The organism is Aeromonas sp. s7(2024), from assembly GCF_040907825.1.
GTDB lineage: Bacteria > Pseudomonadota > Gammaproteobacteria > Enterobacterales > Aeromonadaceae > Aeromonas > Aeromonas veronii.
Map to the genome: position 1 here is coordinate 43,784 of NZ_JBFOCM010000041.1, position 16,045 is coordinate 59,828.

Sequence of the window (16,045 nt, forward strand, 5' to 3'; positions counted from 1 at the left end):
TACTCCAACCTGTAAATGATGCCCTGCTGGTAATGGCAAGCATCTTAAGATGGGGACAGGTTGGTTCCGAAGAGCTACCAGTCAGGATTTTCACACTTTGAGCGTTCGATCACGAACATGAAATATTCGCTTACGAAAATAGAGAAAGTGGTCGATACAGGCTCGCCATCTCTGGTTATCGTCCATAAAAACGCCAGCAATGGCTGCTGGCGTCTCGTTTATTCAGCAAGGCGGTTACAAAACAACCGCCATCTTATCCACGCAGGCCGCCCAGAAATTCGGCCCGGGTATCGGGCTGGGTCTTGAACACCCCGCCGAGGGAGGTGGTGGTGGTATAAGAAGTGGAGTCCATCACTCCGCGCGCCTTGACGCAGTAGTGAGTCGCCTTGATGCTGATGGCCACGTCCTTGGTACCGAGCAAGGTCTGCAACGCCAGCAGGATCTGCTGGGTCAGCCGCTCCTGCACCTGGGGACGACGGGCAAAGAACTGCACGATACGGTTGATCTTCGACAGACCAATCACCTTGCCGCGAGGGATATAGGCCACATGGGCCATGCCGTCGATGGTGACGAAGTGGTGTTCACAGGTGCTGGTGAGGCTGATGTCCCGCACCATGATCATCTCGTCCACCTGCATCTTGTTCTCGATCACCGTCACCTTGGGGAAGGTGGAATAATCGAGGCCGGAGAAGATCTCGTTGACGTACATCTTGGCGATGCGGTGCGGCGTTTCGGCCAGACTGTCATCGGTCAGATCCAGCCCCAGCGTCTCCATGATGGAACGCATATGGCCTTCGATCTTCTCCCGCTTCTGCTGGCTGTTCAGCTCGTTGGTGACCAGGGGGGTTTCCAGTCCCTGGGCTTCGAGGGCAGCCCTGACCAGCAAGGCTTCCGGACTTAAGGTTGTCATTATCTTCTCTCCCACGCTCAGGGACTGTGAGGGCAGCTCAAGGAGCAACCCCTTATGTTAAGGCGGCGTACAGGGCCGACGGTATCGCTGGAATGGTCGCCACACGGGATGTGACAGCAATCTGTTATGGCGGCATAGTAAACGGCCATTGCCGCCAAGATTCAAGTCAACTTGTGCGTCACCTCATACTTTATGGCCATCTCACCCCGTTTCAGCGCCGATTACCCCGAGATTCCCTTGAGATAACCTGCCCATCCCCGGGGATTTTTGTGATAATCCCGCCCTCAATCATAGAAAGAGGTCATGACGATGGGATTTGATACCAGCGGACTACTCCCCTTAAGCGATGCCCTGCAAGGGATGCTGGAACAACTCGCCTGCTGCTGCGACAACGAGCAACTGCCCCTGCCAGAGGCCCTTGGCCGGGTTCTTGCCAGCGACATCGCCTCTCCCCTCGCCGTGCCCCCCTTCGACAACTCCGCCATGGACGGTTATGCCGTACGCCTTTCGGATCTCGCCAGCGGTACCCCGCTCATCATGGCGGGCAAGGCCTTTGCCGGTCAGCCCTATCAGGGCGAGTGGCCCGCTGGCCACTGCGTGCGGATCATGACCGGTGCTCCGGTCCCCCCAGGCACAGATGCGGTGGTGATGCAGGAAGAAACGCAGGCCGACGGCGATCGGATCACTTTTCTGGCACAACCCGAACCGGGCCAGAATATCCGCCGCGCCGGCAGCGATATAGGCAAGGGCGCCTGCGTGCTGCCAGCCGGTACTCGCCTCACCCCAAGAGAGATGCCACTGCTGGCCTCCCTCGGCGTGGCAACCGTCGCGGTGCGCCGCCCGCTGAAAGTGGCCATCTTCAGCACTGGCGATGAGCTCAAGCCGGTTGGCACCCCGCTGGCCCACGGCGACATCTACGACTCCAACCGCTACGGCGTGCGGGCCATGCTGGCGCGGCTGGGCTGCGACTGTCTCGACCTTGGCATCATCCCGGACGATCCCGCCCAACTGCGCGCCGCCTTTATCCGTGCCGATGAAGAGGCCGATGTGCTCATCACCACCGGCGGCGTTTCGGTAGGGGAAGCGGACTTCACCAAACAGCTGCTGGACGAGCTCGGCGAGATCGGCTTCTGGAAGCTGGCCATCAAGCCGGGCAAGCCATTTGCCTTCGGCCGCCTGCCCTGCGCCTGGTTCTTCGGCCTGCCGGGCAACCCAGTCTCCGCCATGGTCACCTTCGATCAGCTGGTGCAACCGGCGCTGGCCAAGCTGGCGGGCCAACGCTTCGAACGCCCGCTTCAGTTGCAGGCCGTCACCACCGAGCCTCTCAAGAAGAGCCCGGGCCGACTCGACTTCCAGCGCGGCATCCTGAGTCAGGGGCCAAACGGCCTGGAGGTACGCAGTACCGGCTCGCAGGACTCCGCCGTGTTCAGCTCACTGTCGCGAGCCAACTGCTACATCGTTCTTGAACGGGAACGGGGCCGCGTCGCCGCGGGCGAGACGGTGACCGTGGAGCCATTCGGGGGATTGCTGCTGTGAGCGAGATCCTGAGCGACGCCGAACTGCTGCGCTACAACCGCCAGATCATCCTCAAATCCTTCGACTTCGAGGGACAGGAGGCGCTCAAGCAGGCCCGTGTGCTGGTGATCGGCGCCGGTGGCCTTGGCTGTGCTGCTGGCCAGTATCTGGCCGTGGCCGGGGTTGGCCAGCTCACCCTGGTCGATTTCGACAAGGTGGAGCTCTCCAACCTGCAGCGTCAGGTGCTACACAACGATGAGCGCATCGGTCACTACAAGGTGGACTCAGCAGCGCAGTCGCTTCGTGCCCTCAATCCCTGGCTCAACGTCGAGACCCACGCTACCGTGGCCGATGAGGCGCTGCTCGATACCCTGCTGCCACGGCATCAGCTGGTGCTCGATTGCACCGACAACCTGGCCATTCGCAACCTGCTGAATCAAAAGGCACGCCAGCACAAAATACCGCTGGTCAGTGGCGCCGCCATCCGGCTGGAGGGTCAGCTCTGCAGCTTCACCTGGCAGGAAGATGAGCCCTGCTACGCCTGCCTCAGCGCCCTGTTTGGCGAGCAGGCCCTCACCTGCGTCGAGGCGGGAGTGCTCGCCCCCGTAGTGGGATTGGTGGGCAGCCTGCAAGCGCTGGAAGCTATCAAACTCTTGGCAGGCATGGGCAAAAGCTACAGCGGCCGCCTGCTGATGATTGACGGCCTGAGCGGCACTTTCCGCGAGATGAAGCTGCCCAAGCGCCCCGACTGCCCCGTCTGCTCCCATCCTTGACGCAAACGGGATCAAAAAAGCCGAACCCTGTGGTTCGGCTTTTGTATTCCGATTTAGCAACGGTATCGGGGATCAGAAGATCCCCTTGGCTTTGACCTTTTTCATATTGGCCACCTGACTCGAGAGATCCTCTATCAAAGGTTCTGCCTCTGTGCCGACAACACTCTGTCGAGCGGGGGCACTGGCCAGTCGCTGGATCAATCTGTACTGCTCGCGGATCAGCCGGGATTGCTCTTCCAGTTGGCGAGAGAGCAGCTGGATACTGCTGGCAAGGGGAGCCAGATCCTGCTCGGCCCCTGCTAATGGCAGCTTGCCAGCGATGGCTTCGGCCAGCTGGTCATGATCCAGTGCGGCAGGCAGCCCCTGTCTGAGTTCATCCCACATCTCGGCGGGTTGTTGCTCGCCAAGCCGGCTGACGATCTCGTCTACCAGTGAAGTGGTATCACTCTGTCCCAGCTGTGGGGCCAATCTGGCCACTATCTCGTCGATCATCACATCTGCGGCAGGCTGCGCCTCGCCAGCGACCTCACCCAAATTGAAACCACAGCTGGCAAAGGCATGGCGCAACGTCGTCATGCTCACCTGCTCCGGCCCCAGCGCATTGGCAATCGCTTTGCAGAGGTTGGGCGCCAGCACGTACATGAACATACCGGAGAGGTAGATATCCTTGTGGAAACGGCTCTTGGAGAAGTCAAACTCCTCGGTGCCCTCCTGGATCTTTCGCGCCCGTTGATACCAGTTCTGCAATACCCCGACCGCATAGCGATCAGACTCCAGCGCACCCGGATCCATGTAGATGGAGAAGGTCATGCGCTTGAGTTGACTACTCATCGTCAACCTCGGCCATCACAGGCGCTTCGCGATAGACTTCATCCTCTTCCGTGGTGTAGAGGCAGATTTCACGAGCCAGCGCGGACTGAGCATCGTCCAGCAGCTCGACACGGTCACCCAGGGTGGGATAGGCCGCCTTGATCGCGTCATAAATCAGTGACGCACCGCCACCGACCAGATAGACACGATTCGGGTTCTTGGCGAACTTCTTCGCTTCATGTGCAACCTGGGAGCCCAGCTCGTCGATCTTGTTTTGCATCTTCTCGAGGATCTTGGGGATCTGGCTCTCGTCGTTGACCACATCGCGCACAAAGCTCATGTCGTGGCGACGCTTGATAAACTCGTTGGCCACCAGATAGCTCGAATCGCTGTCTGCTGCGGCCAGCGCCTTGCGGGTAGCGTCGGTCACCATGGAGACACCGATCTCGTTGTTACCGTAGACATCGGAGACATCATCAAACTCACCGACGATGATCCCCATATCCAGAGTGGTGCCGCCACAGTCGATCACCAGAGTCTTGGTGAACTCGTTGCAGCCTGAACCAATCAGACGGGAGAGCGCAGCAGGCAGACTCTCCGGCATCACTTCGACACTGACGATATTGAACAGCTCGCCCTTGTTAAGGGTGATCGGACGCATCAGGTTGCGCCGTTTCTTCTCGATCTTCTCTTCGTTGCGCTGGCAATCGTCCGGGTTGTAAAACTCGGTGATGGGCAGGGTCACGGTAATGGCGACATCGCACGGCGTCACACCAGTCTGCAACAGGGCATGATGCACGGAGAGCAGGTTGAGATCGTCATACTGGTACTCCACATGAGTGGTGGCCAAAGACTTGTCGGAGGTCGCGTCGTAGGTGTACTTGGTGTTGCCTATCTCGTAGTTGTAGATCTTCTTGTCTTTACGCAATGCGGCGCTCTTCCAGTCCTTGCGAAAGGAGTTGGGAGAGATGATGGTCTTGAGCACCTTGTTCTCAATCCAGCTCACCTTGACGTTGGTCGAGCCATCATCGATGGCCATTTTCATTACTTCAGACATGAGGAAACACCTGTTAATAGATCAGAAATGGGTCCGATTGCCTTGCCTTATGCCTTTGGCAAGGCGATCGAACCAATACATACACGGGGTAAAAGGGCGACAAGTTTAATGGGTTTCTAAAATCCGGTGAAGCAAATGATTAAATCCGGAAGGATCTTCCGCGGGCCAGGCGTGGTGGCCGTTGGGGGTGTGGATGGTAGCGTTGGGAAGGGCGGCAAACTGCTCTACCCGTTTGGCGAGCGGCAGGTAGTCGTGACTGGTGGAGATGATGGCCACCGGCTGCCAGATGGCGCCGAGCCGGGCACGTACCGACCAGCCCGGTAGCGCCTCCAGCAGCGCCTTGTAGGTTTTCTTTTTATTGCGCACGAAACGCAGTCGGAAGGTATGGCGCACCTGTGCCAGATCCGGGCCTGGGAAGAGCTCGCGTCCCAACCACCAGGCGAGCGGGCGCATGCCAAACCAGCGCAGCCACTTGAGGCGCTGGGCGTAACGCTCCTGCTCTTTGGGTGTTTCCAGCAGAAACTCGCTAAAACCGTTGACCAACACCAGCCCCTGCACTTTGTGGGGCAGTTGCAGCGCCAGCTCCAGCGCCACCATGGCCCCCAACGACAATCCCACCACCCAGGCGGGTTCTTGCTGTGCATCGAGCCAGCTCACCACATCGGCTGCCAGGGTCGCCACATCGAACGGCCCCTCCTGCATGCTCTGGCCGTGGCCGCGCAAGTCCAGCGCCACCACCCGGTAGTGTTCGGAAAACCGTTCGATCTGCGCCTGCCAGTCGAGGCTGGAGGAGCCCAGCCCGTGCAGTAGCAAAAGCAAGGGGCCCTCCCCCGCACTGCGCAGGGCAAGACCGTTGAATTTCATCACCTGATTGCGGCGCATCAGTGTATTGCCTCTCGACTCATCACCTGAACCATCTCTTGTTGTTATGTTGCCCGTGGCCATCCTGCCACGTTATCAGCACGGCGCCCAATCAGCCTTCGCTGACCAGACTCACCGCCTTGATATAAGCGTAGATCTGCTGCTCCGGCGCCAGCGCCAGCCGCCTGGCGGAGCGGCTGGTGATCCGGGCCAGCAGTATCTGCTCACCTAGCGCCAACTGCAACAGGGTCTGGCCGGGGCGCACCTCGCGCACCGCCAGCAGACGGGTGACGAGACAGTTGGAGAGGCTGGAGTGCTCGATGGGGGCCGTGGCGATCACCACATCGCGCCCCGCCACCTTGATCTGCAAGGGGCCGCTCTCATCCGGCACCTGGGTCATGGTGACCCGCAGTTGCTGCTCACCAAGCTGCAGGGTCGCCATCTGCTCCTCTTCATCGTAGTGAGAGAGGGTCGCCGCCAGCATCACCCCGGCATCGTCACGGCTGGCGAGTGACAGGTCAGTACGGGCGAAAATCTCGCTCGGCCGGCCTTGCGCCTCCACCCTGCCACCTTCCAGCAGCACCAGCTGATCGCAGAGCAGGCTCACCTCCTCCATGGCGTGGCTGACGAAGATCATCGGGATGCCGCTCTCCTGCTGCAAGCCCTTTAGCACATGGGCCTGATGGATGCGGCTGCGCCGATCGAGCGCAGAAAAAGGCTCATCGAGCAGCAGCAGATCAGGCTCGGCCAGCAGCGCCCGCCCCAGCGCTACCCGCTGGCGTTGGCCGCCAGAGAGGGCATGGGCAGGCTGCCCCAGCAGATCGACAAAACCGAGCCGAGCCGCCAGCGCTTCGGGCTGCCAGCGCCCTCGCCCCTTGCGGGCCGCCAGTTGCAGATTGCCGAGCACCGTCAGATGGGGGAAGAGGCGCGAGTCCTGAAACACCAGTCCGATCCGGCGCGCTTCGGGCAGAAGTTGAGCATACTCCCGATCGCGCCACCGCAAGCGATCCCCGCTTCGGCAATCGAGCCCGGCGATGATGCGCAGCAGTGTGCTCTTGCCACAGCCCGAGGGGCCGAACAGGCCGAGGATCCCCCCCAGCTCGAGGGTCAGAGCGCAATCGAGGGTAAAGGAGCCAAACTCGCGCCGGACATTGAGGTTCAGGGCATGGCGGTGCGGCTCGTTCACTGGCGGCATAGTGGCGGGCTGGTTCATCCAAACACTCTCCGCTGTCTGCGCTGCAACACACCATAGACCAGCACCAGCATCACCAGCGAGAAGGCCATCAAACCACCCGCCAGAATATGGGCGTTCTGATAATCCATCGCCTCCACATGATCAAACAGGGCTATCGAAAGCACCTGGGTCTCGCCAGGGATATTGCCGCCAATCATCAGCACCACGCCAAACTCCCCCAGGGTGTGGGCAAAGCCCAGCGCTGCCGCCATCACGAAGCTGGGCAGGGTCATCGGCAAAATGATGTGGAAGAAGCGCTCCAGCGGGCCGAGCCCCAGGGTCGCAGCGGCCTCCAGCTCCTTGTTACCCATGTTGACAAAGGCGGAGGTGAGCGGCTGCACCACGAACGGCAGCGAATAGAGGATAGAGGCAAACAGCAGGCCGAGAAAGCTGAAGGCGAGCGGGGCGCCAAAGGTGTCGCGCCACCAGGCGCCGAAACCATATTCGGGGGAGAAAGCGAGCAGCAGATAAAAACCCAGCACTGTGGGAGGGAGCACCAGCGGCAGCGCCACCAGCGCCTCCACCAGCGGCCGCAGCCGGTTCTGACTGCGCGACAGCCACCAGGCCAGCGGCGGTGCCAGCAACAGCAAAATCGCTGTGGTGCAGGCCGCAAGCTTCAGGGTGAGCCAGACCGCCAGCAGATCCCCTTCACTCATTACCGACCTCCCGGTTGATAAATGCCCCCAACGGCATGGTATCCATCCTTATTGCAAAGAGTGGCCGACTCGAAGGCAGACCACTCAGGGTATCGCATCAGGCCCATCCCCTTATTGGGGCAGGGCATAACCCGCCGCCTTGATCTGCGCCTGACCCGGCCCCTTGAGCCAGGCCACCAGCGCCTCGACCGCGGCGCCTTTCTTCAATACCAGCCCCTGCTGCTCGATAGGGGGATAGAAGCTCGCAGGCACTGCCCAGGCTTCGCCAGTCTTGCCCGCTTCCACCAGATTGGCCCAGGCGACAAAGCCCAGCTCGGCATTGCCGGTGTCGACAAATTGCCAGGTCTGGCCGATGTTGGCGCCGGTCAGCAACCGGTACTGCTTGGGATCGATTTTGAGATGGGTGAGGGTCGCCATGGCGGCAGCACCATAGGGAGCTGTGCGGGCATTGGCGATGGCGAGGTTGCCCTTCCAATTGCGCAGGGTCGCCTCGTCAGGGGCTGGCCCCCCCTTCTTCCACAGCCCCAGCTGGCCGATGGCGTAGGTGAAGCGATCGCTCCCCTTGCCCTCTTTTTCCAGCTTCTCGGGGGTCGCCACATCGGCGGAGAGGAAGAGATCGAACGGTGCGCCGTGACTGATCTGGGTGTAGAGCACCCCGGTGGCGGCAGACGAGATGGCCAGGGTGTGGCCTGTCTTGGCGGTAAACTCCTTGCCGATACGCTCGATGGTTCCCTTGAAGTTGGCGGCCACGGCCACTTTCACTTCATCGGCCTGCACGGCACCGGTATGCAAGGTGGCGGCGCAGACGCCTACGATGACAACAGATAACAGCGGTTTCATTCCCTTTCTCCTGATGGGGCCCGCATATCCGCGCCCCGAAGCGGGGCCGTGGTTCCCGTTGAACCTGCGCCCCTCGTGATGAACAGGTCAGGCTTGCCAGCGGGCAGCGGCCGCGTTGTCGCGATCAAGCGCCTCGACCCAGCGTTGCACTCCCTCGGCGGTCAGCTCTTTTTTCCAGAACGGCGCCCGGGTTTTCAAGAAATCCATGATGAAGTGACAGGCGTCAAAGGCGGCGTCGCGGTGGGCACTGCTCACCGCCACCAGCACAATCTGATCGCCAAGCCACAGCTCGCCGATACGATGAATGAGGGTACACTCCTGCAGCGGCCAGCGGCGGCGGGCCTCCTGCACGATATCGGCCAGCGCCTTCTCGGTCATACCGGGGTAGTGCTCGAGGGCCAGCCCCTTCACCTCCTCCCCCTGATTGAAGTCGCGCACCTTGCCAACGAAAGTGACAATGGCGCCACTGTCGGGGCGGGTGGCGAGACGGGCATATTCGTCCGCCAGCGAGAAATCCTCCCGCTGGACCAGAATGCGATCGGTCATGGTTGCCTCGCTCATCCTTAACCTCCGGTCGTTACTGGAGGGGCAGGGAAGAAGGCCACCTCATCGCCACCACACAGCTCAGTGGTGCGATCCACGGTCATTATTTCACTCATCATCAACCTCCGGTAACCGGCGGGAAGAAGGCCACCTCATCGCCATCATTGATGGGGGTATCGAGGGGCACCAGGGTCTGGTTGACCGCCACTAGCAGTTTGCCCGACTCGAGGGCGAGTGCCCACTTGTCGCCGCGCTCACAGAGCGCCGCGCGCAGTTGTTCGGCGGTGGCGTAGTCGCAGGGCAGGTTCAGCTCGTCACACGCTACCAGCTCTCTTACTTGCGCAAAAAACAGTACCTTGATCATGCTTGTTCCCCGCTCGTTAACCCCAACTGAAAATGGCCAGACTTGCCGCCCTTTTTCTCTACCAGCCGCACCTGTTCGATCACCATGTCCTTTTGCACTGCCTTGCACATGTCGTAGATGGTCAGCGCCGCCACCGATGCCGCCGTCAGCGCCTCCATCTCTACCCCGGTCTTGCCGGAGAGCTTGCAGAGGGTGCGGATATGCACCTTGTGCTGCTCGGCCAGCGGCACTATCTCCACCTCGACTTTGGTCAAGGCCAGCGGATGACAGAGGGGGATAAGATCGGAGGTCTTCTTGGCGGCCATGATGCCGGCGATGCGGGCGGTGGCGAATACATCCCCCTTGTGGTGCTGGCCGCTCAGGATCAGCGCCAGCGTCTCGGGGGCCATGGCAACAAACGCCTCGGCGCGGGCTTCACGCTCGGTTACCTGCTTGTCGGTCACATCCACCATATGGGCTTCGCCGCTCTGGTTCAGATGCGTCAGGTTGGGCTGGGTCTGCTTGGTATCTGTCTGGTTCATCGTTTGCTCTCAGAGGTGGGAGACAAAGTTGCACGGCTTGGTGCGGGCATCGAGCTGATCGCGGATCAGTTGCTCCCAACCCAGCTGACAAGCGCCGGTGGAGCCGGGCAGACAGCAGATCAGGGTGCGATTGGCGAGTCCCGCCAGCGCACGGCTCTGCATGGCGGAGCCTTTTATCTCGGCAAAAGAGAGTTGACGGAACATCTCGCCAAAACCCTGTACGGTGCGCTCGAACAGCACACCGACCGCTTCCGGTACCCGGTTCTGTTCATTGAAGCCGGTACCGCCGTTAATCAGTACCACCTGCACCCCCTCATCGGCGATCCACTCGCTCACCCGCGCCCGGATGCGAAACAGGTTGTCCGGGCAGAGTGCCCGATCGGCCAGCTGATGGCCCGCGTCGGTAAGGGCCGAGACCAGATAGTCGCCCGAGCTGTCATCGGCGGCGGTGCGGCTGTCGGAAACCGTCAGCACGGCGATCTTGAGGGGAATAAATGCGTTGTGTTTCTGTCCCATCGGGCAGCTCCTTGTGGCTATGGGCCGTCAACGAGGCAGGAAGAGAAGGGGTATGAGAGGCCAGCTGTCAGGGCGCAAAAACTGACGCAGACAGAGATGACCAACTTGCTCAAGCGTGTGACGGCGGGCTGATTCTATCAAAGGTTTCACGAGATATGGGATTTAAAAGACACACAAATCTGATGCTTGTCCCATATATGAGTAAAACGCAGGCCGGGCAAACCCGGCCTGTCGTCGCAGGATCAGAATCCTTTCACCCCGGTCATGTCGGGCAGCTGGTGAGCTATCCCCTTGTGACAGTCGATGCAGGTACTTTCACCACTGGCCAGATTGGTAGAGTGCATCTTGGCGGCACGCTGCCCCTGCAGGGAGAAGTCCATGTACTCGAAGTTGTGGCAGTTGCGACACTCGCGCGAATCGGTCTCTTTCATCCGCTGCCACTCCCGCTCCGCCATCTCGCGCCGGTGTGCCTCGAACTTCTCGCGGGTATCCACCTTGCCGGTGATCATGCCCCACAGCTCCTTTGAAGCCTGCACTTTGCGGATGATCTTGTAGGTCCACTCATGGGGTACATGGCAATCTGGGCAGCTGGCCCGCACGCCGGAGCGGTTGGCGTAGTGGATGGTGTCGCGGTACTCCTCGTACACGTTGTCCTTCATCTCGTGACAGCTGGTGCAGAAGGCCTCGGTGTTGGATGCTTCCATGGCGGTGTTGAAGCCACCCCAGAAAATCACGCCACCGAAGAAGCCCATCAGCAGGATGACCCAGAGAGCCGCCTTCGATGGTGACTTGAAGGTGGTCCACAGACGCTGGATAAAGCCGGGTAATTTCATCTATGGATTCCTCAGTTCAGCGCTTCAACCGGTTTAAAGGTATTTTCCACCAGCGGCTTGGCATCCGCTTGCGGCACATGGCACTGCAGGCAGAAGTAGCGACGCGGCGACACTTCACCCAGGGTCAGGCCGTCGCGGGTCTCGAAGTGAGTCGGACTGATCTTGGGAGCCTTCATGGCACTGGCATTCTTGAAGCTGTGGCAAGCCAGGCACTTGTTGACCTTGGTATCCACCTCATAGTTGCGAATGTCGTGGGGGATCAGCGGTGGCTGATGCATGTACTGGCGATCATAGGGCGCGCCATCCTTGCGGAAGTTTTTCAGGGGCGCGGCGGTGGCATCGGTCACCAGATCGGTGGCGCCACGCTCGGACTTGAGGCCACCGGTACTGTTGGTGATCTCGGGGGCCGCTGCCATCAAGGATCCCGCCATCAGGCAGGCCAGCATTGCTCCAATCAGCTTTTTCATTATTTGTTCTCCGACGTTTTTTCTGCCTTGACGGCAAAACCTACAGTGATTTCAAAAACTTGTTCCGCGCAGACATCGATGCAGCGGCCACAGTTGGTACACTCCTGAGCCGCAATCAAGGGCCCGTGACCGCGCTTGGCACCGTGAACAGGCCCGCGCAGGATGGGACGCTCCGGGCAGACCGCATAACAATCCATGCAGTTGTTGCACCGCTCGCGCCCCTTGGCAGAAATCTTGATAAACCCGACCCGGTTGAGCAGGGCATAGAAGGCCCCCACCGGACAGAGATGACCGCACCAGCCCCGCTCAACTACGAAGAGATCGAACAGGAACAGCGCTGCAAGCAGGGCCCAGCCCGCCCCCATGCCAAACAGCAGACCGCGCATGGCGAGTGACACCGGATTGACCAGCTCCCACGCCATCACCCCGACCACCGCAGGCACCACCAGCACCATGGCCAGCAGCCAGTAGCGGGTCGCACGGCTGAACTGGCCATTGCCCTTGAGGCCAAGTCGCCCCCGGAGCCAGGCCGCCGCATCCGTGATGAGGTTGACCGGACAGACCCAGGAGCAGAACACTCGTCCCCCAACCAGCCAGTAGCCGGCCAGCACAATGGCAGCCCCCAGCCAGAGAGTGGTGATGGGCCAGTGACCCGCCGCCAGCGACTGCAACAGCGTGAGGGGATCGGTCAGCGGCACCGTCTCCAGCAACAGCGAGCTGGAGAGGTTGCCCTTGAGGATCCAGATGCCCGCCAGCGGCCCCAGCAAAAACAGCCCGAGCACGCTGAACTGACTCAGCCGACGCAGCAGCAGGAAGCGGTGGGAACGCCACCACCCCAGCTTGATGCGAGCCTCTTCCCCCGGACAACGACTCATAACCCCTCCGGTTTGCGAGTGGGCAGGGTGAGCCTGTCGCCGATGAGCGACTTGTTCCCCGCCTTGGCCTTCTCTTCCCAACCGAGCCGGTAGTGATGACCCAGTTCACCTTTGGCGAGCTGGCGTGGCACCACCTTGATGGCCGCTTCCTCCAGCACGCAGGCATGCTCGCACTTGCCACAGCCGGTACAGACATCGCTGTGTACCGTGGGCAGGAACATGGCGTGTTTGCCGGTACGCTGGTTATGCTGCAGCTCAAGAGTGATCGCCTTGTCAATCAGCGGGCAGACCCGATAACAGACATCGCAGCGCAGCCCCAGATAGTTGAGGCAGGTCTCGTGATCGATGAGCACTGCTACCCCCATCCGGGTCTGATCGATGTCGGTCATCTGCTGATCCAGCGCCCCGCTCGGGCAGGCCACCACGCAAGGGATGTCATCACACATCTCGCAGGGCACGGCACGCGCCTTGAAATAGGGGGTACCAGTGGTCACAGGGTCAAACAGCCGGGCGAGCTTGAGGGTGTCGTAGGGGCACGCCTCGACGCAGAGCCCGCAACGCACGCAGGCGCTGAGGAAGTCTGCTTCATCGAGAGCGGCGGGCGGACGCAGCGCCAGGGCAGGCACAGCTTGCGCCTGCTGGCGGGCCACGCCACCGAGCCCCACGCCAAGCAGGCCCACACCGCAGGCCCCCTTGGCCATGTCGGCCAGAAACTGGCGACGACTACGACTCATCTCGCACTCCCCCGCCTTAAGCCTTCATCACCTTGACGGCGCACTTCTTGTAATCGGTCTCTTTCGAGAGCGGATCGGTAGCGTCCAGGGTCAGCTTGTTGACCAGCTGGCTCGCATCAAAGAAGGGCATGAAGACCAGTCCTTTCGGCGGACGGTTGCGACCACGGGTCTCGACACGGGTCTTCACCTCGCCACGGCGGGAGGAGACGATCACCTCTTCACCACGGCGCACGCCGCGAGCCTTGGCATCGTCCGGGTGCATGAAGAGCACCGCATCCGGGAAGGCGCGATAAAGCTCGGGTACCCGACGGGTCATGGTGCCGGTGTGCCAATGCTCCAGCACGCGACCGGTGGAGAGCCACAGATCGTACTCTTTATCGGGCGACTCGGCGGCGGGCTCGAACGGCAGGGCGAAGATGACCGCCTTGCCATCGGGCTTGCCATAGAAGCGCACTCCCTCGCCCGCTTTCACATAGGGGTCAAACCCTTCGCGATAGCGCCACAGGGTCTCTTTGCCATCTACCACAGGCCAGCGCAGACCACGGGCTTCGTGGTACTGATCGAACGGTGCCAGATCGTGACCGTGGCCACGACCGAAGGTGGCGTACTCCTCGAACAAGCCTTTCTGGACGTAGAACCCGAAGTGCTCGGCTTCGTCGTTCAGCAGACCTTTGCTCTGCTCTTTCGGGAACTGGTTGACCTGACCGTTGGCATAGAGCACGTCGAACAGGGTTTTGCCCTTCACTTCCGGCATCTTGGCAATCAGCTCAGCCGGCCACACTTCCTCGACTTTGAAGCGCTTGGAGAACTCCATCAGCTGCCACAAGTCGGACTTGGCCCCTTCCGGCGCTTTCACCTGCTGATGCCAGAACTGGGTGCGGCGCTCGGCGTTGCCATAGGCCCCCTCTTTCTCCACCCACATGGCGGTCGGCAGGATGAGGTCAGCGGCCTGCGCAGTGACGGTCGGGTAAGGGTCAGAGACCACGATGAAGTTGCGCGGGTCGCGATAGCCAGGCAGGCGATCGGTATTCATGTTGGGGCCGGCCTGCATGTTGTTGTTGCACATCACCCAGTAGGCGTTGAGCTTGCCATCTTTGAGCATGCGATCCTGCAGCACGGCGTGGAAACCCACCTTGTCGGGAATGGTCCCTTCTGGCAGTTTCCAGATCTGCTCGGCGATGGCGCGGTGCTTGGGCTCGGTCACCACCATGTCGGCAGGCAGACGGTGGGCAAAGGTACCCACTTCACGCGCAGTGCCACAGGCAGAGGGCTGGCCGGTCAGTGAGAAAGGACCATTACCCGGCTCGGAGATCTTGCCGGTCAGCAGGTGGATGTTGTAGCAGAGGTTGTTGGCCCAGACGCCACGGGTATGCTGGTTGAAACCCATGGTCCAGTAGGAGACCACCTTCTTGCTCGGATCGGCATAGAGCTTGGCCAGCTTTTCCAGCTTCTCTTTGGAGACGCCGGAGAGCTTGGAGACCGACTCCACATCGTAATCCGCCACGAACTTGGCAAACTCCTCGAAGGTCATCGGAGTGGCATCGCCGCTGTCCGGGTTCTTCGCTTTCTGCTGCAGCGGATCGGTCGGGCGCAGGCCGTAACCGATGTCGGTGGCCCCCTTCTTGAACACTGTGTGCTTGTTGACGAAGTCCCAGTTCACCTTGTCATTCTGGATGATGTAGTTGGCGACATAGTTGAGGATCGCCAGATCGGTCTGCGGGGTGAACACCATGCCGTTGTCCGCCAGCTCGAAGCTGCGGTGCTCGAAGGTCGAGAGCACGTGCACCTGCACATCCGGGTTGGAGAGACGGCGATCGGACATCCGCGACCAGAGGATGGGGTGCATCTCGGCCATGTTGGAGCCCCACAGCACGAACGCATCGGCCTGCTCGATATCGTCGTAACAGCCCATCGGCTCATCCATACCGAAAGTACGCATGAAGCCAACGACCGCAGAGGCCATGCAGTGACGGGCATTGGGGTCGATGTTGTTGGAGCGGAAACCGGCCTTCATCAGCTTGGCGGCGGCGTAACCTTCCCAGACGGTCCACTGGCCGGAGCCGAACATGCCGACAGCGGTCGGCCCCTTCTCTTTCAGGGTCGCCTTGAACTTCTCGGCCATGATGTCGAACGCCTGATCCCAGCTGATGGGAGCAAAGTCGCCATCCTTGTCGAACTGGCCGTTCTTCATCCGCAGCATCGGCTGGGTCAGGCGATCCTGGCCGTACATGATCTTGGAGAGAAAGTAGCCCTTGATGCAGTTGAGGCCACGGTTGACCGGCGCATCGGGGTCGCCCTGAGTCGCCACGACCCGACCATCCTGAGAGCCCACCAGCACGGAACAGCCGGTACCGCAGAAGCGGCAGGGAGCCTTATCCCAATGGATGGCCGTCTTGTCGGTACTGGTGATGAGATTGGCTGCCAGCGTGGGGGCACTGACACCGGCCACGGCTGCGGCAGCTGCCACCGCGTTGGCCTTCATAAAGTCGCGTCGACTCAGCTTCATGGCATATCCTCACATTGCTTATCGCGTAAT

Annotated in this window: 18 protein-coding genes; 2 read left to right on the plus strand and 16 right to left on the minus strand. The window is 60.8% G+C overall.

What is annotated here, in order from left to right:
* Positions 1-253: 253 nt before the first annotated feature.
* Positions 254-910, minus strand: a complete 657-nt coding sequence (gene folE / locus AB5Y73_RS19960; RefSeq protein ID WP_005334419.1) for a GTP cyclohydrolase I FolE — start codon at positions 908-910, stop codon at positions 254-256.
* Positions 911-1,219: 309 nt separating this feature from the next.
* Here folE and moeA point away from each other — a divergent pair, with 309 nt between their 5' ends.
* A complete protein-coding gene (gene moeA, locus AB5Y73_RS19965) occupies positions 1,220-2,446 on the plus strand; it encodes a molybdopterin molybdotransferase MoeA (protein WP_272955815.1) in 1,227 nt (408 codons plus the stop codon).
* Positions 2,443-3,198, plus strand: a complete 756-nt coding sequence (gene moeB, locus AB5Y73_RS19970; RefSeq protein ID WP_181497171.1) for a molybdopterin-synthase adenylyltransferase MoeB — start codon at positions 2,443-2,445, stop codon at positions 3,196-3,198. Before moeA ends, moeB begins: the two co-directional genes overlap by 4 nt.
* Before the next feature lie 72 nt (positions 3,199-3,270).
* Here the strand turns inward: moeB and AB5Y73_RS19975 are convergent, their stop codons facing one another.
* The 15 genes from AB5Y73_RS19975 to napA form a co-directional block, all read right to left on the minus strand.
* Positions 3,271-4,029 carry a hypothetical protein gene (locus AB5Y73_RS19975; protein WP_235686274.1) on the minus strand — a complete coding sequence of 253 codons (759 nt, stop codon included), beginning with the start codon at positions 4,027-4,029 and terminating at the stop codon, positions 3,271-3,273.
* The gene (gene parM, locus AB5Y73_RS19980) at positions 4,022-5,065 is read right to left on the minus strand and encodes a plasmid segregation protein ParM domain-containing protein (RefSeq protein WP_181497170.1); all 1,044 of its coding nucleotides are present in this window, start codon (positions 5,063-5,065) and stop codon (positions 4,022-4,024) included. Before parM ends, AB5Y73_RS19975 begins: the two co-directional genes overlap by 8 nt.
* A gap of 105 nt (positions 5,066-5,170) precedes the next feature.
* The gene (locus tag AB5Y73_RS19985; protein WP_181497169.1) at positions 5,171-5,947 is read right to left on the minus strand and encodes an alpha/beta fold hydrolase; all 777 of its coding nucleotides are present in this window, start codon (positions 5,945-5,947) and stop codon (positions 5,171-5,173) included.
* A gap of 91 nt (positions 5,948-6,038) precedes the next feature.
* A complete protein-coding gene (gene modC, locus AB5Y73_RS19990; protein WP_181295012.1) occupies positions 6,039-7,121 on the minus strand; it encodes a molybdenum ABC transporter ATP-binding protein in 1,083 nt (360 codons plus the stop codon).
* Between the two features lie 14 nt (positions 7,122-7,135).
* A complete protein-coding gene (gene modB, locus AB5Y73_RS19995; RefSeq protein WP_005361814.1) occupies positions 7,136-7,816 on the minus strand; it encodes a molybdate ABC transporter permease subunit in 681 nt (226 codons plus the stop codon).
* A 111-nt stretch (positions 7,817-7,927) separates the two neighbouring features.
* Positions 7,928-8,656 (minus strand): molybdate ABC transporter substrate-binding protein, encoded by a 729-nt coding sequence (gene modA / locus AB5Y73_RS20000; protein ID WP_151287291.1) that lies wholly within the window; start codon positions 8,654-8,656, stop codon positions 7,928-7,930.
* 87 nt (positions 8,657-8,743) lie between these two features.
* Positions 8,744-9,217 carry a molybdopterin synthase catalytic subunit MoaE gene (gene moaE / locus AB5Y73_RS20005; protein WP_110302478.1) on the minus strand — a complete coding sequence of 158 codons (474 nt, stop codon included), beginning with the start codon at positions 9,215-9,217 and terminating at the stop codon, positions 8,744-8,746.
* A 100-nt stretch (positions 9,218-9,317) separates the two neighbouring features.
* Entirely contained in the window at positions 9,318-9,563 is a 246-nt protein-coding gene (moaD, locus tag AB5Y73_RS20010) for a molybdopterin synthase sulfur carrier subunit (protein WP_123172677.1), read from the minus strand.
* Positions 9,560-10,084, minus strand: a complete 525-nt coding sequence (gene moaC / locus AB5Y73_RS20015) for a cyclic pyranopterin monophosphate synthase MoaC (protein WP_151287292.1) — start codon at positions 10,082-10,084, stop codon at positions 9,560-9,562. The genes moaD and moaC overlap by 4 nt, the downstream gene beginning before the upstream one ends.
* A 9-nt stretch (positions 10,085-10,093) precedes the next feature.
* On the minus strand, positions 10,094-10,600 hold the full coding sequence (gene moaB / locus AB5Y73_RS20020) for a molybdenum cofactor biosynthesis protein B (protein ID WP_005344126.1): 507 nt from the start codon (positions 10,598-10,600) through the stop codon (positions 10,094-10,096).
* A 242-nt stretch (positions 10,601-10,842) separates the two neighbouring features.
* On the minus strand, positions 10,843-11,433 hold the full coding sequence (locus AB5Y73_RS20025) for a cytochrome c3 family protein (protein ID WP_151287293.1): 591 nt from the start codon (positions 11,431-11,433) through the stop codon (positions 10,843-10,845).
* A gap of 11 nt (positions 11,434-11,444) precedes the next feature.
* Positions 11,445-11,900, minus strand: coding sequence for a nitrate reductase cytochrome c-type subunit (locus tag AB5Y73_RS20030; RefSeq protein WP_005334452.1), 456 nt, complete (start codon positions 11,898-11,900; stop codon positions 11,445-11,447).
* Complete coding sequence (napH, locus tag AB5Y73_RS20035; RefSeq protein WP_181497168.1) at positions 11,900-12,775, minus strand: quinol dehydrogenase ferredoxin subunit NapH; 876 nt, start codon at positions 12,773-12,775, stop codon at positions 11,900-11,902. The genes AB5Y73_RS20030 and napH overlap by 1 nt, the downstream gene beginning before the upstream one ends.
* Positions 12,772-13,509 (minus strand): ferredoxin-type protein NapG, encoded by a 738-nt coding sequence (napG, locus tag AB5Y73_RS20040; RefSeq protein ID WP_181497167.1) that lies wholly within the window; start codon positions 13,507-13,509, stop codon positions 12,772-12,774. The genes napH and napG overlap by 4 nt, the downstream gene beginning before the upstream one ends.
* A gap of 16 nt (positions 13,510-13,525) precedes the next feature.
* On the minus strand, positions 13,526-16,015 hold the full coding sequence (gene napA / locus AB5Y73_RS20045) for a nitrate reductase catalytic subunit NapA (RefSeq protein ID WP_064336553.1): 2,490 nt from the start codon (positions 16,013-16,015) through the stop codon (positions 13,526-13,528).
* Between the last annotated feature and the right edge of the window lie 30 nt (positions 16,016-16,045).